25 protein-coding genes are annotated in these 20,864 nt (G+C 66.8%); 14 read left to right on the top strand and 11 right to left on the bottom strand.

All coding sequences use genetic code 11. The features are described from left to right. The first annotated feature begins 1 nt into the window (after position 1). On the top strand, positions 2 to 1,000 hold the full coding sequence (locus J1N60_RS16680) for a GNAT family N-acetyltransferase (RefSeq protein WP_312909080.1): 999 nt from the start codon (positions 2 to 4) through the stop codon (positions 998 to 1,000). A gap of 137 nt (positions 1,001 to 1,137) precedes the next feature. After that, entirely contained in the window at positions 1,138 to 1,272 is a 135-nt protein-coding gene (locus tag J1N60_RS16675) for a hypothetical protein (RefSeq protein ID WP_312909079.1), read from the top strand. Positions 1,273 to 1,348: 76 nt separating this feature from the next. Here J1N60_RS16675 and J1N60_RS16670 read toward each other — a convergent pair whose 3' ends face one another. Genes J1N60_RS16670 through J1N60_RS16660 form a run of 3 tightly spaced genes read right to left on the bottom strand, consistent with a single transcriptional unit; the run spans position 1,349 to position 4,205 of the window. Continuing rightward, positions 1,349 to 1,648 (bottom strand): ubiquitin-like small modifier protein 1, encoded by a 300-nt coding sequence (locus tag J1N60_RS16670; RefSeq protein WP_312909078.1) that lies wholly within the window; start codon positions 1,646 to 1,648, stop codon positions 1,349 to 1,351. A 32-nt stretch (positions 1,649 to 1,680) separates the two neighbouring features. Continuing rightward, on the bottom strand, positions 1,681 to 2,925 hold the full coding sequence (locus J1N60_RS16665) for a DUF8167 domain-containing protein (protein ID WP_312909077.1): 1,245 nt from the start codon (positions 2,923 to 2,925) through the stop codon (positions 1,681 to 1,683). Beyond that, complete coding sequence (locus tag J1N60_RS16660) at positions 2,922 to 4,205, bottom strand: DUF8167 domain-containing protein (protein ID WP_312909076.1); 1,284 nt, start codon at positions 4,203 to 4,205, stop codon at positions 2,922 to 2,924. The genes J1N60_RS16665 and J1N60_RS16660 overlap by 4 nt, the downstream gene beginning before the upstream one ends. 184 nt (positions 4,206 to 4,389) lie before the next feature. Between J1N60_RS16660 and J1N60_RS16655 the strand changes: the two genes are divergently transcribed. Beyond that, positions 4,390 to 5,577, top strand: coding sequence for an NAD-binding protein (locus tag J1N60_RS16655; RefSeq protein ID WP_312909075.1), 1,188 nt, complete (start codon positions 4,390 to 4,392; stop codon positions 5,575 to 5,577). Positions 5,578 to 5,749: 172 nt separating this feature from the next. Here the strand turns inward: J1N60_RS16655 and J1N60_RS16650 are convergent, their stop codons facing one another. From J1N60_RS16650 to J1N60_RS16640, 3 genes are all read right to left on the bottom strand, one after another. After that, positions 5,750 to 6,004: a hypothetical protein gene (locus tag J1N60_RS16650; RefSeq protein ID WP_312909074.1), complete on the bottom strand. Its 255-nt coding sequence runs from the start codon at positions 6,002 to 6,004 to the stop codon at positions 5,750 to 5,752. A 101-nt stretch (positions 6,005 to 6,105) separates the two neighbouring features. Beyond that, on the bottom strand, positions 6,106 to 7,161 hold the full coding sequence (locus J1N60_RS16645) for a sensor histidine kinase (protein ID WP_312909073.1): 1,056 nt from the start codon (positions 7,159 to 7,161) through the stop codon (positions 6,106 to 6,108). Positions 7,162 to 7,245: 84 nt separating this feature from the next. Beyond that, positions 7,246 to 8,190 carry a calcium/sodium antiporter gene (locus J1N60_RS16640; protein ID WP_312909072.1) on the bottom strand — a complete coding sequence of 315 codons (945 nt, stop codon included), beginning with the start codon at positions 8,188 to 8,190 and terminating at the stop codon, positions 7,246 to 7,248. A gap of 136 nt (positions 8,191 to 8,326) precedes the next feature. On the opposite strand from J1N60_RS16640, the gene J1N60_RS16635 reads away from it, so the two are divergent. The 5 genes from J1N60_RS16635 to J1N60_RS16615 all read left to right on the top strand — a co-directional run bounded on the left by J1N60_RS16635 (position 8,327) and on the right by J1N60_RS16615 (position 13,375). Continuing rightward, on the top strand, positions 8,327 to 9,136 hold the full coding sequence (locus J1N60_RS16635) for a shikimate dehydrogenase (protein ID WP_312909071.1): 810 nt from the start codon (positions 8,327 to 8,329) through the stop codon (positions 9,134 to 9,136). A gap of 87 nt (positions 9,137 to 9,223) precedes the next feature. Beyond that, complete coding sequence (locus J1N60_RS16630) at positions 9,224 to 9,907, top strand: helix-hairpin-helix domain-containing protein (RefSeq protein WP_312909070.1); 684 nt, start codon at positions 9,224 to 9,226, stop codon at positions 9,905 to 9,907. 126 nt (positions 9,908 to 10,033) lie between these two features. Then, complete coding sequence (gene pabB / locus J1N60_RS16625) at positions 10,034 to 11,752, top strand: aminodeoxychorismate synthase, component I (RefSeq protein WP_312909069.1); 1,719 nt, start codon at positions 10,034 to 10,036, stop codon at positions 11,750 to 11,752. Beyond that, positions 11,745 to 12,455, top strand: a complete 711-nt coding sequence (locus J1N60_RS16620) for an anthranilate synthase component II (protein ID WP_312909068.1) — start codon at positions 11,745 to 11,747, stop codon at positions 12,453 to 12,455. The genes pabB and J1N60_RS16620 overlap by 8 nt, the downstream gene beginning before the upstream one ends. Positions 12,456 to 12,475: 20 nt before the next feature. After that, positions 12,476 to 13,375 carry an aminotransferase class IV gene (locus J1N60_RS16615; protein WP_312909067.1) on the top strand — a complete coding sequence of 300 codons (900 nt, stop codon included), beginning with the start codon at positions 12,476 to 12,478 and terminating at the stop codon, positions 13,373 to 13,375. A 9-nt stretch (positions 13,376 to 13,384) separates the two neighbouring features. Here the strand turns inward: J1N60_RS16615 and J1N60_RS16610 are convergent, their stop codons facing one another. Then, positions 13,385 to 13,768 (bottom strand): DUF7344 domain-containing protein, encoded by a 384-nt coding sequence (locus tag J1N60_RS16610; RefSeq protein WP_312909066.1) that lies wholly within the window; start codon positions 13,766 to 13,768, stop codon positions 13,385 to 13,387. Positions 13,769 to 14,122: 354 nt separating this feature from the next. Then, positions 14,123 to 14,413 (bottom strand): transcriptional regulator, encoded by a 291-nt coding sequence (locus tag J1N60_RS16605; protein WP_312909065.1) that lies wholly within the window; start codon positions 14,411 to 14,413, stop codon positions 14,123 to 14,125. Positions 14,414 to 14,512: 99 nt separating this feature from the next. Between J1N60_RS16605 and J1N60_RS16600 the strand changes: the two genes are divergently transcribed. The 3 genes from J1N60_RS16600 to J1N60_RS16590 all read left to right on the top strand — a co-directional run bounded on the left by J1N60_RS16600 (position 14,513) and on the right by J1N60_RS16590 (position 16,683). Further along, entirely contained in the window at positions 14,513 to 14,866 is a 354-nt protein-coding gene (locus J1N60_RS16600) for a nucleoside triphosphate pyrophosphohydrolase (protein ID WP_312909064.1), read from the top strand. Positions 14,867 to 14,944: 78 nt separating this feature from the next. Further along, the gene (locus J1N60_RS16595; protein WP_312909063.1) at positions 14,945 to 15,925 is read left to right on the top strand and encodes a nucleotidyltransferase family protein; all 981 of its coding nucleotides are present in this window, start codon (positions 14,945 to 14,947) and stop codon (positions 15,923 to 15,925) included. A 65-nt stretch (positions 15,926 to 15,990) separates the two neighbouring features. Further along, the gene (locus J1N60_RS16590) at positions 15,991 to 16,683 is read left to right on the top strand and encodes a hypothetical protein (RefSeq protein ID WP_312909062.1); all 693 of its coding nucleotides are present in this window, start codon (positions 15,991 to 15,993) and stop codon (positions 16,681 to 16,683) included. An 18-nt stretch (positions 16,684 to 16,701) separates the two neighbouring features. Here the strand turns inward: J1N60_RS16590 and J1N60_RS16585 are convergent, their stop codons facing one another. Both J1N60_RS16585 and J1N60_RS16580 read right to left on the bottom strand, forming a co-directional pair. Continuing rightward, positions 16,702 to 17,481 (bottom strand): hypothetical protein, encoded by a 780-nt coding sequence (locus tag J1N60_RS16585; protein ID WP_312909061.1) that lies wholly within the window; start codon positions 17,479 to 17,481, stop codon positions 16,702 to 16,704. A 570-nt stretch (positions 17,482 to 18,051) separates the two neighbouring features. Next, the gene (locus J1N60_RS16580) at positions 18,052 to 18,291 is read right to left on the bottom strand and encodes a glutaredoxin family protein (protein WP_312909060.1); all 240 of its coding nucleotides are present in this window, start codon (positions 18,289 to 18,291) and stop codon (positions 18,052 to 18,054) included. 79 nt (positions 18,292 to 18,370) lie between these two features. On the opposite strand from J1N60_RS16580, the gene J1N60_RS16575 reads away from it, so the two are divergent. Together J1N60_RS16575 and J1N60_RS16570 are read left to right on the top strand one after the other, a co-directional pair. Further along, complete coding sequence (locus tag J1N60_RS16575; protein WP_312909059.1) at positions 18,371 to 19,426, top strand: Gfo/Idh/MocA family protein; 1,056 nt, start codon at positions 18,371 to 18,373, stop codon at positions 19,424 to 19,426. 263 nt (positions 19,427 to 19,689) lie between these two features. Further along, positions 19,690 to 19,905, top strand: a complete 216-nt coding sequence (locus tag J1N60_RS16570) for a hypothetical protein (protein ID WP_254157391.1) — start codon at positions 19,690 to 19,692, stop codon at positions 19,903 to 19,905. A 35-nt stretch (positions 19,906 to 19,940) separates the two neighbouring features. Here J1N60_RS16570 and J1N60_RS16565 read toward each other — a convergent pair whose 3' ends face one another. After that, positions 19,941 to 20,258 carry a hypothetical protein gene (locus J1N60_RS16565; protein ID WP_312909058.1) on the bottom strand — a complete coding sequence of 106 codons (318 nt, stop codon included), beginning with the start codon at positions 20,256 to 20,258 and terminating at the stop codon, positions 19,941 to 19,943. Between the two features lie 109 nt (positions 20,259 to 20,367). Here J1N60_RS16565 and lrpA1 point away from each other — a divergent pair, with 109 nt between their 5' ends. Then, complete coding sequence (gene lrpA1 / locus J1N60_RS16560) at positions 20,368 to 20,796, top strand: HTH-type transcriptional regulator LrpA1 (RefSeq protein ID WP_312909057.1); 429 nt, start codon at positions 20,368 to 20,370, stop codon at positions 20,794 to 20,796. The last annotated feature ends 68 nt before the right edge of the window (positions 20,797 to 20,864 follow it).

The raw sequence follows: 20,864 nt of genomic DNA, 5'->3' as shown, positions 1-20,864 counted from the left end.
CATGCGCGACAGCCACACCAGACCTGGCGACGGGACCGACGCCGACGACGACCTCGAGATTCGGCAGGCGACGCTCGAGGACCAGGACGCGGTCGTCGAACTGACGAGCGACATCTGGACCGACCGCGGCGGGGACTACCTCCAGTACGTCTACCCGGACTGGCTCGAGGACCCCGACGAGGACCACAAGCGGACGTTCCTCGTGGACGCGAATAGGAGCGACGCCGGCGGCGACGACGTGGCAGTCGCCGGACTCGTCCAGGCGGTCATGCTCTCGTCCGACGAGGCCTGGTTCCAGGGGCTACGAATCCACGGCGACTACCGCCGTCGCGGCCTCAGCCAGCGCCTCAATCGGGCGTGTTTCGACTGGGCGCGCGAACGCGGAGCGACCGTCGGCCGCCTGATGATCTTCTCCTGGAACGCACCCGCGCTCGGAGCGTCCCGGTCGGCCGGATACGAACCCGCGACGGAGTTCCGCTGGGCGCACCCTGCCCCCGACTCCGATGTGTCCGGTCCCGATCCGGTGTCGACCGCCGACAACGCGGCACGGGCGTGGCGCTACTGGAACCAGAGCGCGGCTCGAGACCACCTCCGGGGACTGGCGCTCGACCCGGACGAGTCGTGGGCCCTGCGAGAACTCATTCGAGCGGACCTCGAGCGGTTCGCCGCCGACGAGGGCGTGTTCACGGTCGATCGGCCGAGCGGCGTCGCCGGCGTGAGCTACCGGAACCGGACCTACGACCGGGAGACGGAGGCGGGCGAGACCGAACACTGGGTCGAGTACGGCGTTAGCGCCTGGGACGACGAGGATGCCGCCCGCTCGCTGTTCGCCGCGATTGCCAGGGACGCCGCTCGACTCGAGGCCGACCGGACGCGCGTCCTGATCCCCGAAACGGTCGGGGCCGTCAGCGACGCCTCGTTCGCGGGGGCGCCGATCTCGGACGAGCCGGATTTCGTCCTCGAGATAGATCTTAGCGGCTCTCACGGGCAGCTCGAGTGAGGGCACGACTCGGTACTGGCGCACGCCCCGAGGCCGTTCGTCGGCCAGTTTCTACCGGCCGAGAGGCCGTCCACTGACGAATCGAATCCGCTGAGCAACGACGAAAGGGTTAACTATCGAGACTCGGACCCTCGAGTATGTCGCTCGGAGACGCCCTGTTTACCTACGAGGAGAAACAACTTCCGCCGGTCGTCGTGATCACGACGGCGCTGTTGACCGTCGCGCTCGTCGCTGGAGCGGCGATTCGACTGGTGTTGACGCTCCTGTTGTGACTCGCGAAATTTCGTAAGTGGCTCCCGGGTCCGGCCCCAGCTTCCGGTTTCTATCCTGACCCCGACCCGAACCCGATCAGCCGCCGCTAACCGGCGGAAACAGCGCCAGTTCGTCCCCCGCCTCGAGTTCCGTCTCGAGTCCCTCCTCCTGTGACCGGACGTCGGCACCGTTGCGAAGGAGGTTGATCTGGGAACGCAACTCGCCGTCCTCGAGGACGCGCTCGGCCAGCGCCGGTCGGTCCTCGAGCAGGGCGTCGAGGGCGTCTCCGACGGTGTCGCCGGGTTCGGCGGCCACGGTCACCTCGCGGTCACCCGCGTGCTCGGCGAGGTCCGCGAACAGCTTCCATTCCAGAGAGGTGGATGTGGACGTGGTCATATATCGTCGCTATCGTCGCTGGAGGCAAGTAGCTACCGCTCCCGTTCTTGCTCTCGTTCCTGCTCCGGCACCCGCTCTCGAAACCGGGCCTGGGCCAGTTCGTCCGGCCGACCCATGATGTAACACGTGTCACCGGCCTCGAGGTACCGGTCGCCGTCGGGGAACGGCACGAGCGCAGGGACCGTAGTCGTCCCCGCGCGACCGCCTTTCGACGATTCGAGCACGAGCGGGAGTCCAGGCAGCACGTCGACTCGAGCATCGACCAGGGGGCCATCGGCCTCGACCGAGACCGTTGCGACGGTCGTGTCGGCCGTTCGCAACAGTGCCCGAAGCCCCCGACTCGCGTCGGCCGTGCTGGGACGCGTCACGAGCCGGAACTCGAGACCCGGGTCGAGGCTGGCGGCGTCGTCCTCACCGATTGCGAGCGTGACGACGTCCCCGGCAGTCGCCCGGAGGTCGGCCGTCGCGACTCGGCGACTGTCCGGGCCGTCGGCAGACCAGACCTCGACGACGTCGCCGGGGCTGGCGTCCGGGGCCGGATCGGCGCGAACCGCTACGGCGACCGATCCCGGCGCGAGCGTCGGCCCGATTCCAGACGGAACGCTCCCGACCGCGAGGTGGTCGACCGTGCCGTCCTGGCTCACCTCGAGGTCGACGTAGCCGATGCCGTAATCGGCCTCGAGCCGGTCGACGAGGCGGTCGCGCAGGGTAGCGACAGTGAGTCCGCGGGGAAACAGCAGCGTCTGCCCGGCGACGGTGGCTTTCGTCTCGTCGTCGACCGGATCGTAGCCCTCGGCGTCCTCGATCTCGTCGGGGAGGTCGATGGTGATGACCCGCCCGGCCGACCTGACCAGCTGGCTCACGTCGTCGATGGTTCGGGCGGTGGCGACGGTGCCGACGTCTGCCGCCAGTCCGTCGCCCGTTCGGCGGCCGACGTCGGCCGCGATCGCACTGACGACGAACGACGCGACGGTGAAGATAGCCGTCTCCGGGTCGAGCACGTCGGCGTTCCCGAGGATCGCGGACTGCAACGCCGTCTGGGTGTTCAGCCACAGGGCGACCGCGACCAGTCCCGACAGGACCGCGACGCCGTCCGGGATGCCGTCGCCGCTGTACCACCGGTAGACGAACGCCACGGCGGCGCCGATGGCCCCCGAGAGGACGACGAACCCGAGAATCCGCACGACCGCGTCGAGGACGAGTTCCGACGTTCCCGTCGTCACGAGATCGATTCCGCCGACGAGGAGGCCCCCGTTCGTGAGCGTGGCGTCGATCATCGCGCCCCCTCGGTGACGCTCGCTCGCGTCTCCGGCTCGAGGAACGCCTCGATGTCGGGCTCGCGACCGGCGACGTACACCTCGTCGCCCGGCTCGAGCGGGCCCTCGACGCCGGTACCGAACTGCCAGTTTCGTGCGGTGTCGGCGTCGCCCGCGTCCGGCCGCCGGTGGGCGAGACAGACGAGGCTGCTTTCCTCGGAATCGAGTCGTCGAGCCGCGTCGACGGTCCGGAGCACGATCCGTCTGATCGCGTAGCCGGCCTCTCGGAGGCGCGAAAACGCCTCGAACGCGTCTTCGGTCGCTCGAGCGCACACCGTGAGGCGGGCCGACTCGGCGCCGAGGACAGTTTTCGCGCGACGTCGGGGCAGGGAGACCGTGATTCGGCCGGTACCCCCGGCGGTGGCGAGCCGGGGAGCAGTCGCTGTGGGCGGGGTAACGGGTTCGTCGTCGCTCGAGGGCGTGTCGATCACGTCGTCGGCCGCGGGGTCCTCAGTCGCGTCGTCGGCCGAAAGCGACTCGTCGACCGCCGTTCGGACGCTACAGACAGTGCCCTCAATGGTCTCGCCATCGGCGTCGACGACGACCTCGTCGCCGCGAGCCGTCCCGGTTGGAACGAGTGTCGTGATCGAAACTGCTCGGTGGCCGTCGGGAATCCGTTTCGAGAGGCCGCTCGTAGGCGGCGCGGCGGCGATCGTCGCCTGCCCCCGCTCGTCGATCGAGACGTCGACGTCGGCGAGGTCGTGATCGGTTCGGAGCCGCTCCTCGAGGCGAACCGCCAGTTCCGAAAGCGGGAGGTCGGCGGGGAATCGCCACGATCCGCTCTTCAGCGTCGATCGAAGCGCGGGCGACAGCGGCGGGTACCCCTCGAGGTCGTGAATCTCGCCGGTGGGTCGGACGGTCACCTGGCCCACGCTGCCGACGAACTCGACGACGTCCGCCGAGAGCGTTCGCTGGCGGAGCGCCGTCAGCGAAAGGTGTCGCGGGAGTTCGGCGCCGAGTTTGTCCCCCTGGTTGTGGGCGTACAGCGCGAGCATCAACACGACCAGGACGGCGACGAGCAGGCGGGGCGACTGGGCGATGTCGGGTTCCACTAGCCCGAGGAGGCCGCCCTGAACGCTCGCGATGGACAGGGCCATCACCACGACACCGAAGCCGGGGAGGCCGACGCCGGTGAAGTACCGGACCAGGAAGCCGAGCGAGCCGGCGGCGAACGCGGGCACGATGCCGGTCAACAGTCCCAGGTACAGGCCGAGGAGTATCTCGAGCAGGAGCGTTGCCATAGGTTGGGACAGTCACGGATCGGATAAACCAGTACCGACCGCGGCGAGCGCCTCGAGTGCACGTCGAGGAGTGGCGTCACCTCGAGCCAGTGTGGGCGCCTCGAATCGCCGAGAGCGACGAATGGTCGGCGCAACCCGCCCTGAAACCGTGTTCGTTTAATCGCTGGCCGACGACACCTCGAGTATGGTCGGTGAGCGTGTGGCCCGGCGATTGCCACAGAACTGGACCTGGATCGTCGGGACGCGAGCGGCGGTGCTTCTCTCGCTGGCCGTTGCCCTATTGTCGGTCGCGACCGGCATCGTCAACATCGAGCAACCGGCCGCGGACTTCGGGCCCGTCGCTACCTACGTTCCGTCGATCGTCCAGCAGGGCGTCGGCTTCACCGGCGCGCTGACAGGGTTTCTGATGGTCGCGAGCGCGCTCGCGCTCCGACGCGGGCTGCGAGTCGGCTGGTACGCAACCGTCGTCTTGCTCCCGATGACGGCGATCCAGGGGCTCCTCCAGGCGAGTCCCTACTCGATTCCGCTGGTCGTCCTCTCGCTGATTTCGCTCCCGACGGTGCTCGTCACTCGCCGACAGTTCGACCGCGAACTCGGGCTGACGACGACCCAGCTAGCAGCGGGCGGGGCGCTCGTCGGTGTCCAGGCCTACGGCACCTTCGGCGCGTTCGCCCTCCGGGAGGACTTCGACGGCATCTCGAACCTCCTCGACGCCTTTTACTTCACGCTCGTCACCTCGAGCACCGTCGGCTACGGCGACATCGGCCCGACCTCGCCGGACGCACAGCTGTTCACCATGTCCGTCGTCGTCCTCGGCGTCGCCAGTTTCGGTATCGCCATCGGGGCGCTGGTCGGCCCGGCGATTCAGGCGCGGATCACGAAGACACTCGGAAAGATGACAGAATCACAGCTCGAACTCCTCGAGAACCACATCCTCGTCCTCGGTTATGGCGAGTTGACCGAACCGATCGTCGACGAACTCAACGCGGCCGGCCGCTCGTTCGTCATCGTCACGAAGGACCGTGAAGCGGCGACCGAGCTCGCCGAACGGGACATCCCCGTCGTGACGGGTGACCCGAGCGACGAAGCACCCCTCGAGCGCGCTCACATCGAGCGCGCGGCGGCCGTCGTCGTCGCGACGAATCACGATGCCGAGGACGCGCTCTCGGTACTCACCGCGCGCGAACTCGCCTCAGACCTGCGAATCGTCGCGGCCGCGACCGATCGGGAGAACACGACCAAACTCGAACGGGCGGGCGCGGACGCCGTGATCAGCCCGGCCGTCCTGGGCGGGAGCCTGCTGGTTCGCTCGGCCCTCGGGAGCGACAATTCGGCACTGATCGATCGGATACTCGAGGACGAGGAATCGTGACTCGGCGCTGATCGATTACGTTCTCGAGGACGAGGAATCGTGACTCGGCGCTGATCGATTACGTTCTCGAGGACGAGGAATCGTGACTCGGCGCTGATCGATTACGTTCTCGAGGCCGAGTGACGATGTCGAAAAGCGAACGCCAACTATACGTTCGGAAGTCGGTTCGGGCTCAGTGTCTGGCCAGGCTAAGTCGGTATCGGCGCTTCGTTCCCGGCAGACGGACCGTCTCGAGGGACCGCGCCGTTCGCACGAGTCGAGCGACCGTGAGCGCCCCGACGGCGCCGCCGACCGCTGCCAGCGCCGGAACCGGGTACGACAGCGCGATCAGGAACCCGACGAACCCGACCAGGATGGCCAGGGAGACGACGAGACGCGGCACCGACGCGACGTGGACGCGCTCGGGGTGGGGGTAGTGTGGCATCATACACGTAGTAGTAGGACCGACACCTGCATAAGTATAATCTGAAATTCATTTCTGTAACGCGGGTTACTGAAATTCGCTTCGGTAACGGGCAGTGAACGTCGTCACCTGCCCTGGACGCCCGTGAACTCGAATCGAGCGCCGCCAGTGGGGCTCTCGGTAACCGCGACGTCCCAGCCGTGAGCGTCGGCGATGGCGCGAACGATGGCGAGCCCGAGTCCGGAGCCGTCGGTCGAAGAGGAGACCCCCTGCTCGAGGACGGCTTCGCGGCGGTCCGCGGGAATGCCCGGACCGTCGTCCTCGACGTAGAAGCCGTTTTTGAGCGTGCCGATTCGAATCACGGTATCCGGTCCGGCGTGTTCGATCGCGTTCCGAAAGAGGTTCTCGAGCAGTCGTTTCGCTCGCGTCGGATCGGCTCGAATCGTCCGGTTGCTCGAGAGTTCGTAGCTCGAGTCGCCCGTTTCGACGACGGCCCACGCCTCCGAGGCGAGGTCCACGAGTTGAACCGGCTCCCGGTCGGTGACCTGCGTGCCGTTTCGGGCGATCGACAGTGAGTCGTCGATCAACTCGTCCATCCGCTCGAGGGAGTGATCGACCGCCTCGAGGTGGCTCGGGTCGCCCGTTCGATAGGTCTCCTGGAGCCGGCCCTGGGCCACGCTCAGCGGGTTCCGCAGGTCGTGGGAGACGACGCTCGCGAACTCCTCGAGGCGCGCGTGCTGGCGTCTGGCCTCGCGGACGGCCGATCGCTGGCGGATTTCGTAGAGTCCGGCAACGGTTCCGGCAGCGACCCCGACGGTCCCGCTCATGAGGGTCAGGTACAGCGGCGTCGTGACGCCGGCCCCGTCGAGGCGGAGGACGTGCAGGTGGAGCGCAGTGACGAGTGCGGCCGCCAGGAAGCCGCCGAGGCCGTAGGCGAAGACGGTGAAGCGGTCGCGGACGCCGACGCCGCCCGCAACCAGTCGTCGGTCGGCGAGGACGACGGCCGTCGCCGCGAGCAGCGGGAACGCGCTCTCGAGGAGCGCCCGGCTCGAGGCGTTCTCGACGGCGATGCGAAAGCCGATGGTCGCCGCGAGCAGGAGGCCGAGTGCCGAGAGCGGCGACACGGGCAGGCGCTCGCCGAGATCGGCTACCCAGTCGTCGTCCGCGACGGCGCGTTGCACGCTGAGGACTTCGCCCAGGGACGCATCAATCTACGGGATTGTCGCGGGCTCGAGTAAATCGAAGAAATCGGTCCGGAAGACGGGTCAAACGAACAGGAACCGGATGAACACGGCGTACGAAACGACGAGGACGGCCCCGTCGACTCGGGTCAATTGACGTCCGCGCCACATCATGCCGACGAGCACGAGCGTGAACGCGACCACGAGCGGGAGTTCGAACCGGAGCACGGCGTCCGTGACCGTAATCGGCACGGCGACGGCGAGTAGCCCCAGTACGGCGACGATGTTGTAGATGTTCGAGCCGACGACGTTGCCGACGGTGAACTCGGTCTCCCCGCGTGCGGCCCCGACGGCCGAGGCGGCGAGTTCCGGCAGGGACGTCCCGAGCGCGAGCACCGTCACCCCGACGACGAACTCGGAGACGCCCATCGCCAGCAGGAGCGAGGAGCCACCGGAGATCAGCCAGCGAGAGCCGACGAGCAGGGTGACCAGTCCGGCAAGGACGAACGCGACGTCGCGCGGGGCGACGCCGTCCCGGCCCCCGTCGGGCATCTCGGCGGCCTCGGGGCTCGAGTTCACGGTGTGGAGCAGATACCCGGTGAACCCGGCCAGCACGGCCAGCAGTATTCCTCCCTCGAGTTTCCCGATCCGCCCGTCGAGGGCGAGCACGGGGAGCAAGACGGCCGCGAGGACCATGAACGGGACGTGGCGACGCATCATCGCGTCGCTGATCGAGAGCGGTCGAATGAGCGCGGAGACGCCCAGGACGAGGGCGATGTTGGCGATGTTCGAGCCGACGACCGTCCCGAAGCCGACGTCCGACGAGACGTCGAGGGCACCCAGAATGGCGACGAACAGTTCGGGGGCAGTCGTCGCGAAGGCCACGACGGTGACGCCGACGGTGGCCGCCCGGAGGCCGAGACCGAGCGCGAGGTTGCCGGCGCCCTTGACGAGGAGTTCGGCTCCGCCGAAGAGCGCGCCGGCGCCGAGAGCGAGCAAGAGTGCGGAGAGGAGTGTTCCGTCGACCATCGATACCAGGGTGGTACTCGAGACGGTGGTATAAGGCGTGTGAAACGCGGTCGGTGCGGACTACCGGATCACTGGATCGTCAGGAAAGCCTGCCGGAGTCACACCCGTTATACCCGCCCGGGAACCACTCACGCGCATGCAGGTCTTCGGTCTCCTCGGGAATCCGGTTGGCCACTCGCTCTCGCCGCCGATGCACGAAGCAGCCTACGACGCGCTCGACGTCGACGCCAGGTACGTCACGTTCGAGCCGGACGCGAACCCGGACGCGCTCGAGCGGGCCATCGACGGCGCGCGGGCGCTCGGAATCGCCGGCTGCAACGTGACGATTCCGTTCAAGCAGGACGCGCTGGCCTTCGTCGAGCCAGACCCGCTGGCAGCGCGGATCGGCGCGGTGAACACGATCGACTTCTCGCCGGACGGGCCACCCGCGGGGTACAACACCGATGCCGTCGGCGCCGTCCGCGCGCTCCGCGAACACGATGTCGCCCTCGAGGGAGCGTCGGCGGTCGTGGTCGGCGCCGGCGGGGCCGGTCGGGCCATCGCGTTCGGACTCGCCGACGAAGGGGCGGAGGTGACGGTGGTGAACCGGACGGTGTCGCGCGCCGAGGAACTCGCCGCAGTCGTCCCCGGCGCGACCGCCGGCGGCCTCGACAGTCTCCCCGACGTGGTCCCGGATACGGACGTGCTGGTCAACGCGACCAGCGTCGGGATGGACGAGGACGTGTCGCCGATCCCGGCGGACGCCCTTCACGGCGAACTGACGGTGATGGACGCGGTGTACAGCCCGCTGAAGACGCGCCTCCTCCAGGAGGCGGCGGACGCCGGTGCGGCGACCGTCGACGGTGCGTGGATGTTGCTCTACCAGGGCGTCGAGGCGTTCGAGCGGTGGACGGGGCTCGAGGCGCCGGTCGACCGGATGAACGAGACACTTCGGTCGCGACTCTAACGGCACTACCTGTCGCAATCCGTGTGCGTACCGGCAACTGTCCGATATCAGACGACTTTAAGTAGCGGTGGTAACTACCCTCCGATAATGGGACTCCTGCAGAAGCTACAGTCGCTTCTCGGCATCGGTGACAGCGACGCCGACGCTCGGTCAACAGAGGGCCGTGACGGTGGTGTCACAATCGAACGCAAACGAGGCCAGGATGCGGCGGAGACGTCGACCGATTCCGGGGCGCCGACGGAGGAGGGAACGACCGAATCGACGACTGGTTCGTCTGACGAAGACGTTGGTGAGGACGAAGACGCCGAAGCGGAAGACGTCGCGGACGAACCGATCGTCGAAGCGGAAAGCGAACCCGCCGACGAAGCCGACGAAACCGAAGACGCCACAGTCGAATCGGACGAAACAGCTGAATCGACCGACACGGACGAGGCCGCGAAAACGGCCGCTGCCGGCACCGATGCCTCGAGTTCGACCGACGCGATGACCGAGGTTCCCGACGACGTCGACGAAGCCGCCGAACCGGCCGAAGCCACGGGACCGACCACCGAGGACGCCACCCCCGAGGCCAGCAAGGTGCCGGACGATCACAGTCAGGAACCGGTCGACGTCATCAAGGGCATCGGCCCCGCCTACGCTGACCGACTCGAGGGTGCCGGCGTCGAAACCGTCGCCGACCTCGCGACGGCAGACGCCGATTCGCTCTCGGAGGACACGGACATCTCCGCGAAGCGACTCCAGGGCTGGATCGACCGGGCGGAAGTCCGATAACTCGACTCGTCGTTCGGTTTTCCTCTCTGCCTCGAGTGACGCCGACAGTGCAGGGGCGAGCCGATACGAACTCGAACTGACGTGAGAACCGCAAAAGCGTTAGGCCACCCGTACCTCGACTCGAGCATGAACAAGCCGCGCGTCGTCACGGACGAGGAGGCGTTCCTCGAGGCCGTCAGGACGGTTCGTATCGACGCCGGCGACGGTCGCTCACCCGGAGTGCGGGGAGCGGGCCGAATTCGTCTCCCCGTCGAAGTCGCGGTCACCGTCAACGACCCCTTTCTCGCCTATCGCCGAGCTCGGCGCGAGTCGGCTCCCGGCGCCTTCCTCGAGACGACCGGCGGCCAATCGGGCTGGGGCTACTTCGGGGTCGACCCCGTCAAGCGGCTGATCGTCGGGCCGGATGCGGCTGTGCTCCGCGATCGGTCGTCCTCGGGTTCGGAGCGCCTCGACTCGCCGGAAACCGTCGAGGAGCCCGTTACGAGAGCGGCGTCACAGTCGAAGTCACAATCACAATCACAGTCGCCGACACTCGCTGCCCTCGAGGGACTGCTCGAGGGCACGTCGCTCGTCCGTGGGGACTGCGACGTGCCCTACCCCTGCGGCGTCGTCGGCTGGCTCTCCTACGACGTCGCCCGCGAACTCGAGGACCTGCCGGGGAGCGCCGTCGACGACCGCGGACTGCCCAGACTCGAGGTGGGCGTGTACGACCGACTTGCGGCGTGGGAGTGTCCGGTCGACCCGGACGACCGCGTACGACTCAGGGTGACGGCCTGTCCGTCTATCGACGCCTCGACGCTCGAGGAGGGGGATTCGACGGGCGAGTTAGAGAAAACCTACGAGCACGCTCGCTCGCAGGCGCTCGAGCTCGCCCGACGAGCGCTCGAGGGCGACCCCACCGTCGGCCCGCCACCGGCCGACGCGACGGAGGCGACCTTCGAGAGCACCTGCGGCCGGGACGCGTTCGCCGACCGCGTTCGATGGGTCAAGCAGTACGTTCGCGACGGCGACACGTTCCAGGCGAACATTTCGCAGCGTCTCGTCGCCCCCGCGGCGGTGCATCCCGTCGCCGCCTACGAGGCGCTTCGGACCGTGAACCCGGCCCCGTACTCCTGTTTGCTCGAGGGGCGATCCACGGACCTGGTGAGCGCGAGCCCGGAACTCCTCCTCGAGCGCGACGGCGCCTCCGTCCGCACCGAACCCATCGCTGGAACCCGTCCCCGGGGCGAGGATCCGGCGGCGGACGCGGCACTCGAGGCCGACCTCCGCGGTGACGAGAAGGAACGCGCCGAACACGCGATGCTGGTCGACCTCGAACGAAACGACCTCGGGAAGGTCTGTACCTACGGAAGCGTCGAGGTCGAGGAGTACCGCCGGGTCGATCGGTACTCCGAGGTCATGCACCTCGTCTCGAACGTCACCGGGCGCCTCCGACCCAACGCGACCCTCGGCGACGCGATCGCGGCGACGTTCCCCGGCGGGACGATCACGGGGGCGCCCAAGCCCCGGACAATGGCGATCATCGACGAACTCGAGGCGACCCGACGCGGGCCGTACACCGGCGGCGTCGGCATCTTCGGGTTCGACGGTCGGGCGACAATAAACATCGTCATCCGAACGCTCGTCCGCCACGCCGAGGCGTACCACCTCCGGGTGGGCGCCGGGATCGTCCACGACTCCGAGCCCGAGCGCGAGTACGACGAAACGCTCGCGAAGGCCCAGGCCTTGCTGAACGCGATCGACGCGGCGCTGGACGAGCGGGTGACGATGACGCTCGAGGCCGGCGGTGAGGCCGGTAGCGGTATCGAAGTCGAGAACGCCGACGGCGGTGATCGCGATGACTGATCTCGACCACTCGACCCGCATCCTCGTCGTCGACAACTACGACTCCTTCGTCTACAACCTCGTCCAGTACGTCGGAGAGTCCGCGGACGAGGTCGTCGTCCGCCGAAACGACGCGATCACCCTCGAGGACGTCCGCGCGCTCGACCCGACCGGCATCGTGGTCTCGCCGGGACCCGGAACGCCGGCAGACGCGGGCGTCACGACTGACCTGTTCGCCGAGCTCGCGTACCCTACCCTCGGGGTCTGTCTGGGCCACCAGGCGCTGTGTGCGGCCAACGGCGCGCCGGTCGTCCACGCCCCGGAGGTGGTCCACGGCAAGCCCTCGACGATCGAGCACACGGGCGAGGGAATCTTCGAGGGGCTCCCGACGCGACTCCGGGTTGGCCGGTACCACTCGCTGGCCGTCGAGCGGGAGTCGCTTCCGGACGACCTGCTCGAGACGGCGTGGACGACCGACGAGCGCGACGTGTTGATGGCCGTTCGCCACCGCGACCGCCCGCACCTCGGCGTTCAGTTCCACCCCGAGAGCATTCTGACGGGGACAGCCGATAGCGAACCCGGCGACGAGTCGGACGAGGACCCAGATCACTCGAGTCGAGCGTACACGGACAGCGACCGCATCTCCCTCGAGATCGGCAGGCAGATGATCCAGACGTTCTGTACCTTTGCCGCCGAGTACGACGCCAGAGGCCACAATGTCTAAAGACAACTCTGAGGGTAACGATGTCTGAGGACGAACTCACGAGCGAGCGCCTGTACCACCTCGACGGCGAACTCGTCTCCGCCTCCGAGGCGACCGTCAGCGTCGACGACCGGGGCTTTCGCTACGGCGACGGTGCCTTCGAGACCCTGCGGGCCTACGGTGGTTCGATCTTCGAGTGGGAGGCCCACGCAGACCGCCTCGAGCGAACCTGCGAGTCGCTCGGGCTCGAGCACGGCTTCTCGCGCCAGGAACTGCTCGACAGAATCGAGGCGACTCTCGCTGCTAACGACCTCGCGAACGCCTACGTCCGGCTGTCGATCACCCGCGGCGTCCAGCCCGGCACGCTCGCTCCCCGGCCCGAGGTCGACCCGACGGTCGTGGTGTACGTCAAACCGCTCCCCAGGGGCGGCCTCGAGGGCGAGCCAGTGTGGGACGGTCCGGCCACGCTCCAGACGGTCAAAGTGCGGCGAATCCCGGACGCCGCGCTCCCGGCGGGCGCGAAAACGCACAACTACCTGAACGGCATCCTCGCGCGGCAGGAACTTCACGACGCCGACGAGGCGCTCGTTCGCGACCTCGAGGGGGACGTCGCCGAGGGGGCGACGAGTAACGTCTTCTTCGTCGACGACGGCGGGTTGCATACGCCGACGACGGAGGGACCGGTCCTCCCCGGCATCACCCGGCGTGTCGTCCTCGAACTCGCGGCCGAGGCCGGGATTCCGATCGACGAGGGCCGATTCCGGCCGGAGGACGTCCGCCAGGCCGACGAGGTCTTTCTAACGAACACGACGTGGGAGGTGCGTCCGGTCGATCGAGTCGATGGGATCGCCCTCGGTGAGGGCGACGACCGTGAGCGGCCGGTGACGTCGCTCCTGGCCAGATTGTTCGACGAGCGAGTCGAACGGGCTCATTACGAGTGACGAGAGGGGTCAAAACGAGGCCGGCGCGACCAGGTCCCGTTCCTGGTCGTACTCGAGCAATCCGGCGTCGACCAGTCGGGGCAGGTGGTCGTGATACAGCGAAATGTAGACGTTGGCAACGCGTTCGGCCGACAGTTCGGTGATGGACTTGCCGGTTTCACACTGGGCGACTTCCTCGGCCGCGTCCGGTAACGTCAGCTCCTGTCCGTGTTCGTCGAGTACGGAGAGCAACAGCCGCCGGCGCTCGGCGGCCACTGCCCGGAGCGTTTCGTCAATCGCCGCCGCCGACTCCGGCTGATCGCCGATCCACTCGAGGAGGTCGAACGCCAGTTCCGAACAGGCCTCGTGTGGGTCGGAGTCGGGGTTAGGGTCGGGTCCGGGAGGTTGCGTCATCGTTTCCCTCCGGAATTAGTGCGGGTTCGCGCTCGTGAGCGCCACTGTCGTGTGCTGTGTAAGGGGTTGAAACGGGAAGAGGGACTGAAACGGAAACAGGAACGAGAACGCGAGCCAACCTGCACTCGAGTGAAGCGGCGTCTGCTGGAACGGAAACCGAAACGGAAACGAAACCGGCGATGGCGGCCCCGAGCGACGCCTATCGCAGACGCTCGGTAATCGTTCACTCGATCGTTCATACCCCGATTGTCGGTGCGACGACTGATATCCGTATCGACTTGGGCACACGCCAGCGCGGGTCGACCCGCCAGCGCTGTAGCCCGAATACGCCCCGTACGCCGCCCGGGCGGCCGACTACTCGATGGTGAACGTCGGTTCGTCGACGGCTTCGCTCTTGCACTCGGGGCACCGAGAGGGGAGATTCAACAGGTCGTCGTACGCGTCGAAGCCGCACTCGCGACAGGCGGGCGGGGCCACGAGAAACTGCTCGTCAGTCCCGTCGACCGAGCGGGCGACGTGTTCGGCGTGGCGGAGCACGGCCCCCGCCGTCAGGTCGAGTCGGGTCGCGAGCGCGCTCGGGGTCGCCGGTTCGTCCCGGAGCGCGTCGGCGAGGCGTTGACGCGTCGTTTCGTCGGCTTCTCGCATGGCGGTTCGTCGTGACTGAACGCCTCGTCGGTTATAGAAGTTCGCTTTCGACCGCCCCGAGTCGACACGCTCGAGTGGTTCCCGTTCGACCGCAGGCGTATGCCGCGCATCTACGACAAACTGGTCCGCGACGAAATCCCGACGATCGTCGAGGCCAACGACGAGCGACCGATCACCCACGTCGCCGACGACGAGGAGTACGATAGGCGGTTGCTCGCGAAACTCGAGGAGGAGTGCGCCGAGTATCGCGAGGACCGGAGTCTGGACGAACTCGCCGACGTCCTCGAGGTGGTTCGGGCGTGCTGCGTCCACGAGGGCTGGTCGACCGAGGAACTCGAGGAACGCCGACGAGAGAAGGCAGCCGAACGAGGCGGGTTCGAGGCGGGGATCGTGCTCGAGGCGGTCGTCGAACGTCACTCTCAGTCGACGCCCGACGAGAACCGAGAATTATAGGACAACTACGGGGACTCGCGAATTCCGTTGCTCGAGAAAGGGCAAGTGTCTTACACCCTGCTGGTGAATTGCGAGTGTATGAAGGCCGTCGTTCTCGCCGGAGGATACGCGACTCGGCTGTGGCCGATTACCAAACATCGACCGAAGATGTTTCTCCCGATCGGCGACTCGACCGTCATCGACCGGATCTTCGCCGATCTCGAGGCCGACGAGCGGATCGACGAGGTGTTCGTCAGCACGAACGAGCGCTTCGAAGCGGAGTTCGAGGCTCACCTCGCGGCGTCGGACTTCGAGAAACCACGCCTGTCCGTCGAAGACACCACAGCAGAGGACGAGAAGTTCGGCGTCGTCGGCGCGCTCGCCCAGCTCATCGAGCGCGAGAACGTCAACGATGACCTGGTGGTCATCGCCGGGGACAACCTCATCAGTTTCGACGTCGCCGACTTCGTCGACTACTTTGAGGCGCAGGGGACGCCGACGCTCGCGGCCTACGATGTCGGGTCGCGTGAGAAGGCCAAATCCTACGGCCTCGTCGAACTCGAGGGCGAACGTGTCGTCGACTTCCAGGAGAAACCGGACGATCCGAAGAGTACGTTGGTCTCGATCGCCTGCTACGCGTTCCCCCGCGAGGATCTCTCCTTGCTCTCGACGTACCTCGAAGAGGGGAACAACCCGGACGAACCCGGCTGGTTCATCCAGTGGCTGCAGAATCGCCAGCCGACCCACGCGTTCACGTTCGAGGGCGCCTGGTTCGACATCGGCACCCCCGACAGTTACCTCGACGCCGTCGCCTGGTTCCTCGACGGCGACAACTACGTCGCGGAGTCGGCGGTCCTCGAGGAGACGACCCTCGGCGAGAACGTCCACGTGATGGACGATGCGGTCCTCGAGAACACGACGCTCGATCACGCGGTCATCTTCCCGCAGGCAGAGATTCGTCACGCCGATATCCGCCGTTCGATCATCGACGAGCAGACGCGCCTCGAGAACATGGACCTCGCGGGGGCGCTCATCGGGGCACACACGACGATTACGAACGGCGCACCCGAGGAGCCGTAGGTGTCGAAGGGGTAGCGTGGGCGGTACACCTATTTATCCCGGCTGTGTTGTCGCTGACGAGAATTATGGCCTCTCCCCAGGCGGTGCTCGATCGGTTCGCCGACGGCGTCCCATGTACGTCGCTGGCCGATTCGTTTCGCTCGTTCGAGCGACCGGCCGGCGACGAGCCGATGTTAGCCCTCACGGCGGCGACGGCGGCCACGGGTGGCGGATCCGAGACAAGATCGGTCGTCGAAGCCGCCGAGGAGCGTCTCCTCGAGCCCGGCGAGGTGACGTCGTTTTCGGGCGTCGCCGACCTCGAACCCGACGACGAGCGACTCCAGGAGGTCTTTCACGCCGACCGAAAATGTCGCGTGTTCTGTGCGGTGGCCCGCGTCCTCGCGAACCGACCGGAGCCCTCCGACACCGAGGCGCTGTGGTCGTGGGCCGCTGAAGCCGACGTCTATCGGTACGACCGGGATCCGGTCGGCGACGTCTCGGGCGTCGGCCCGACCTCGTTCCAGTACCTTCGCCAGCTCGCCGGAATCGACACGGCCAGGCCGAACGCCGCACTCGAATCGCTGCTCGAGTCCGTTGAGGACGACTCCCGGACGGCCGTAATCGAGACGAGCGAGCCGCTGCGGACGCTGGCGTCGTGTGAGTGGCTCTCGCTGACGACCAGCTATCGGCCGCTCGAGATCGATCGTCTCGCGTGGTGGCTCGAGGCGAGCGACGACGAGCGAGCGCGGGCGCGAGCGGTCGACCAGTCCCTCGAGTGAACGGAGCCGCTTTCTCTCCTACTCGTCGTCGCTCGCCGATTCGTTGGATCCGCTTTCCGTCGAGTCGCTCGCGGAACTCCAGCCGACGCCTTGCTGGCCGCCCTGTCCATCGGTAATCGTCGCCTTGCCGCTGGAGGGCGCCTCACCGTCGTAGCTGACATGGACCAGCAGCCCAAGGTTGGTGATCTCCTGTGTGCACATCTCGTCGTCGCTACTGGTGTCGACCGCCGCCGCGGCCATCGAGATGCCGTCCTCGGTCGTCACCTCGAGTGACTTCAACTGGAGTTCGGAGCACCCGTTACTCCCCTGGGTCTCGAGCGCGACGAGCGAGTCCGCCTCGAAGTCCGTCGCCTCGAGGAGGTCCGTGATGGCGCTGCGTTCGTCGTCCTGTCGGGACTCGAGGTCGAGGTGAGACTCCGCTTCCTCGCGGCTCGAGAACGGTACAGCGGTCGTCTCTCCGTCGTTCGCCTCGTACTGGACGGTTTCGTAGTCGGTGACCTCGTCGCCGACCTCCGTGGATTGACTGTCGTCGCTCGAGTCGTTCTCCGTGTCGTCGTCTCCGTTGCCGCTGTCCGCGTCGTCTCCGTTGCCGTTCTCGGTGTCGTTCGATCCGTCGTCGGTGTCGTTCGAATCGTTCCCTGTTCCGGTTTCGTTCCCGTCGTCGGTGTCGTTTTCGTCGTCTCCGTTTCCGTTTCCGTTTCCTGCACCCGGGTCGCTACTCTCTCCGAGGCAGCCGCCGATCGCCGAGACGCTTGCGATGCTCGCTGCGGTCAACATCCGTCGCCGAGTGATCTGCATATGCGGGGGTTGTACCCGGGTTCCCCTATAAATCACGGAAGGTGAAATGCGTATTTTAGCGAGCGAGATAGCGCTCGTCTCGGACTCGAGACGGCGGTGGATCCGGTTCTCGAGAAGTGTGACGGCAGAATAGGCAGATAACGGCTGGCGTTACGGACCTGCCACATCGCCATAACGATTCTGCCAGGAGCCACACCACCACCCGAGGCGCTGTCTGGCGATGGCTCGTGATAGTGCGTTCGGTCGAAACCGGGCGGGGGCGGGGAGCCCGCCCTGGTGAGAGACATGAGCGTACTCGAAGCGGGGGCGAGTCCACGTTCGAGTTACGGGCACGGACACAGCACTCGACTGTCAGCGCGTCGTCCCGTCGGCCGCGACGTCCGAGCGAACGTCGAGTCGGCGACGGGTTTTGCACCGATCGCGCACCCGACGGGGCGTGTGTTCCCCGCATCGTCACCGACGACCGTTTCCCCCTTTGTTATTCAGTGGCACACGAGCGCGTAGCCCGTGCCGACTGGCGACAGGCACCGGCTACCATCACGTAGCCGGTTCCTACGGCTCTCGAATCGGTCAGGCGAGCGTTCGATCAACGTACTCGAGGATGTTGTCCGATTCGGCCATCGTGACCCCGCGGTCCTCGTCGACGAGCACCGGGACGCCGCGCTGACCGGAGATTCGCTTGACCTCGTCGCGTCCGGAGTGCATCGCCTCCGTCCACACCGTTTCGTAGCTGACCTGGGCGTCATCGAGCGCGTCGGCGACCGTTTCACAGAACGGGCAGCCCTCGAGCTGGTAGAGCGTGATCGACATGAGCGAGGCTTCGTGTGGCTCACCAAAAACGTCGCGGGTGACGGCGGAACCGTCCGGTTTTGCGTCCGGCCAAACACCCATGTCGGTCGACGGTGTGGAGACCCCTGTGACGACTGCTAGTACCCACGCGGAACCGCTTCGCATCGGCATCGTCGGCCTCGGCTACATCGGCTCGTACGTCGGCGATCAGTTCAACCGCCATCCCGACGCCGAAGTGGCCGCCGTCTGCGACCTGGACACCGACCGGCTGGCGTCCGTCGGCGACCAATTCGCCGTCGACGAGTCTCACCGGTACGAGTCCTACACGGCCATGCTCGAGGCTGCGCCGCTGGACGCCGTCCTGGTCGGGACGCCCCACACGCTCCACTACGAACAGGTGGTCGCCGCTCTCGACCAGGGACTCCACGTCTACTGCGACAAACCGCTCACGACGGATCTCGAGCACGCGCGCGACCTCGCTGACCGGAGCGAAGGGGGCGAGGAAGTGTTGATGGTCGGCTACCAGCGCCACCTCCAGACGGCGTTTCGGACGGCTCGAGACCGCTTCGCCCCCGAGAGCGAGGACGGAACCGACCCCACCTGGCTCACCGCCTCGATCACCCAGGGCTGGATCGAGGACTCCACAGGCACCTGGCGGCTCGATCCCGACCTCTCCGGCGGCGGCTTCCTCTACGACACCGGCAGTCACGTGCTCGACGGCGTCCTCTGGTCGACGGGCCTCGAGCCTGAATCCGTCCGGGCCAGCATGGACTTCCACGACGACGAGCAGCGGATCGATCGACGGGCACACCTCGACGTTCGGTTCACAAACGGCGCCACCGGCTCGTTCTCGTTCCTCGGCGACGCCCCGGCGGTCCGCGAGCACATTCACGTCTGGGACGACGAGGGCGCCGTCTACCTCGAAGGCAAGCAGTGGCGATCCCGACGCGTCTTCGAAATCGACACCGAGAGCGCGGAGTACCACCCCTACATCGACCCGCGTCGAGAGCGCTCACGCGCGGACGCGTTTCTCGAGAGTGTCCTGGAGGGGCACGAACCGCCGGCGACGGCCCGGGACGCCCTCGCCGTGACGGCGCTGACCGAAGCGGCCTACGCCTCGGCGCGACGTGGCGAGCGAATTCCGGTCGAGATCTGACTCGAGTGATCGATTTTTTGGCTCGAGTCGCGAGTATCGACGCCCCGGTAAACGACCGCCTTCGCTCGAGTAGGGGCGGCTAACGGCGAGGAGACGGCTCGAATCCTGGGTTTGCTCGAGCGAGGCTAGCCTCACGCGATCGCTCGAGTGAATCCCACCCGAGGCTCGAGAATATCTGCCGTCAACGGTAGCGAGCGCATAGCGAGCGCGTCGAACGCGGTACTCGCTGGATAACTACGAGTGATCTCAGTGTGTCGCCAGCTATGATAGAGTGTACCAACTGTGAGACCGCGCAGTTCCTGCAGATTACCCAGAGCCGCGTCTTCTTCGAGGATGGGGAACTGATCAACGAGATCATGGAGACGTACCAGTGTACGCTCTGTGACTCGACCGGCCAGTACACCTACAGCGAGGACGCCGAGGATCCGATCGTCGACGGCTCGATCCAGGTCACTGGCGAGCGGCCGAAGTACGCCTGATCTCGAGGGCCTCGGTTGCCCCCGAGCCGATCGGTTCACTCGTCGTGCCAGCCCCAGCCCTGGGCGAATCGCTTCGTGAGCGACGCCAGGACGAGCAACGTGACGAGCAACCCGCCGAACGCCAGCGGCTGGTAACCAAACCGGATCTGGGCGAGTCCGTACGCGATCGTCACGACGCCCATGAGCAGGGCGGTCGTCCCCGCTCGACGCGAGACGTAGGCGGGGTCGACGCTGTCGTCGTAGTGGACGTGGAGGTCGGCCCGACCACGGACGGCGATGAGCCAGGCGGGGACCAGGATGACGAGCCCGCACCCGACCCAGAAGAGTCCCATAGCGACGTCGAAGGCGACCATCGACGTCCGTTCTGTCGTCGGTGCGAATAAGTCCGCCGGTAGACACGTCGGCCGAAACTCGGCTTTTCAGATACAAAAGATATTTTTCCGCCCGAGCAAAAGAGTGGGTATGAGCACCCGCCCGACGGAAGATCGCATTCTCGAGGTCCTCGAGGAGGACGCCCAGGCGTCCTACGCCGAGATCGCCTCGCGAGCCGAGGTCTCGAAGCCCACGGTTCGAAAGTACATCAACCAGCTCGAGGAGGACGGCGTCATCGTCGGCTACTCGGCGGACGTCGACCCCAAGAAGCTCTCGAGCCAGACCATCGCCTTGGTCGGCATCGACGTCGCCAGCGAGCGCTACGTCGAGGCGACCCGGGCGCTCAAGGCCCTCGACGAGGTCGAATCGCTGTACACCTCGAGCGGCGACCACATGCTGATGGCCGAAGTGCGGGCGGCCAACGGCGACGAACTCGGGGACGTAATCGCGACGGAGATTCTCCAGATCGAGGGTGTGACCGCGGCACATCCGTCGTTTTTGCAGGAACGGCTGAAGTGAGGCCCCCTCGAGGCCCGTACACGGCTCTCTCCGGACGCTTCTCGAGAACTGGTGGCGATGTACCGGCC

It is taken from the genome of Natronosalvus caseinilyticus (assembly GCF_017357105.1).
GTDB classification, from domain to species: domain Archaea; phylum Halobacteriota; class Halobacteria; order Halobacteriales; family Natrialbaceae; genus Natronosalvus; species Natronosalvus caseinilyticus.
This window is presented reverse-complemented; position numbering and strand designations above follow the sequence as displayed.

Coding starts and splice junctions, on each gene's coding strand:
- J1N60_RS16650 (WP_312909074.1), bottom strand. CDS start 6,004: ATGATGCCACACTACCCCCACCCCGAGCGCGTCCACGTCGCGTCGGTG.
- J1N60_RS16665 (WP_312909077.1), bottom strand. CDS start 2,925: ATGATCGACGCCACGCTCACGAACGGGGGCCTCCTCGTCGGCGGAATC.
- J1N60_RS16615 (WP_312909067.1), top strand. CDS start 12,476: ATGTCTGAGGACGAACTCACGAGCGAGCGCCTGTACCACCTCGACGGC.
- J1N60_RS16575 (WP_312909059.1), top strand. CDS start 18,371: ATGTCGGTCGACGGTGTGGAGACCCCTGTGACGACTGCTAGTACCCAC.
- J1N60_RS16640 (WP_312909072.1), bottom strand. CDS start 8,190: ATGGTCGACGGAACACTCCTCTCCGCACTCTTGCTCGCTCTCGGCGCC.
- J1N60_RS16595 (WP_312909063.1), top strand. CDS start 14,945: ATGAAGGCCGTCGTTCTCGCCGGAGGATACGCGACTCGGCTGTGGCCG.
- J1N60_RS16600 (WP_312909064.1), top strand. CDS start 14,513: ATGCCGCGCATCTACGACAAACTGGTCCGCGACGAAATCCCGACGATC.
- lrpA1 (WP_312909057.1), top strand. CDS start 20,368: ATGAGCACCCGCCCGACGGAAGATCGCATTCTCGAGGTCCTCGAGGAG.
- J1N60_RS16620 (WP_312909068.1), top strand. CDS start 11,745: ATGACTGATCTCGACCACTCGACCCGCATCCTCGTCGTCGACAACTAC.
- J1N60_RS16630 (WP_312909070.1), top strand. CDS start 9,224: ATGGGACTCCTGCAGAAGCTACAGTCGCTTCTCGGCATCGGTGACAGC.
- J1N60_RS16605 (WP_312909065.1), bottom strand. CDS start 14,413: ATGCGAGAAGCCGACGAAACGACGCGTCAACGCCTCGCCGACGCGCTC.
- J1N60_RS16670 (WP_312909078.1), bottom strand. CDS start 1,648: ATGACCACGTCCACATCCACCTCTCTGGAATGGAAGCTGTTCGCGGAC.
- J1N60_RS16570 (WP_254157391.1), top strand. CDS start 19,690: ATGATAGAGTGTACCAACTGTGAGACCGCGCAGTTCCTGCAGATTACC.
- J1N60_RS16680 (WP_312909080.1), top strand. CDS start 2: ATGCGCGACAGCCACACCAGACCTGGCGACGGGACCGACGCCGACGAC.
- pabB (WP_312909069.1), top strand. CDS start 10,034: ATGAACAAGCCGCGCGTCGTCACGGACGAGGAGGCGTTCCTCGAGGCC.
- J1N60_RS16660 (WP_312909076.1), bottom strand. CDS start 4,205: ATGGCAACGCTCCTGCTCGAGATACTCCTCGGCCTGTACCTGGGACTG.
- J1N60_RS16580 (WP_312909060.1), bottom strand. CDS start 18,291: ATGTCGATCACGCTCTACCAGCTCGAGGGCTGCCCGTTCTGTGAAACG.
- J1N60_RS16585 (WP_312909061.1), bottom strand. CDS start 17,481: ATGCAGATCACTCGGCGACGGATGTTGACCGCAGCGAGCATCGCAAGC.
- J1N60_RS16610 (WP_312909066.1), bottom strand. CDS start 13,768: ATGACGCAACCTCCCGGACCCGACCCTAACCCCGACTCCGACCCACAC.
- J1N60_RS16655 (WP_312909075.1), top strand. CDS start 4,390: ATGGTCGGTGAGCGTGTGGCCCGGCGATTGCCACAGAACTGGACCTGG.
- J1N60_RS16565 (WP_312909058.1), bottom strand. CDS start 20,258: ATGGTCGCCTTCGACGTCGCTATGGGACTCTTCTGGGTCGGGTGCGGG.
- J1N60_RS16675 (WP_312909079.1), top strand. CDS start 1,138: ATGTCGCTCGGAGACGCCCTGTTTACCTACGAGGAGAAACAACTTCCG.
- J1N60_RS16635 (WP_312909071.1), top strand. CDS start 8,327: ATGCAGGTCTTCGGTCTCCTCGGGAATCCGGTTGGCCACTCGCTCTCG.
- J1N60_RS16590 (WP_312909062.1), top strand. CDS start 15,991: ATGGCCTCTCCCCAGGCGGTGCTCGATCGGTTCGCCGACGGCGTCCCA.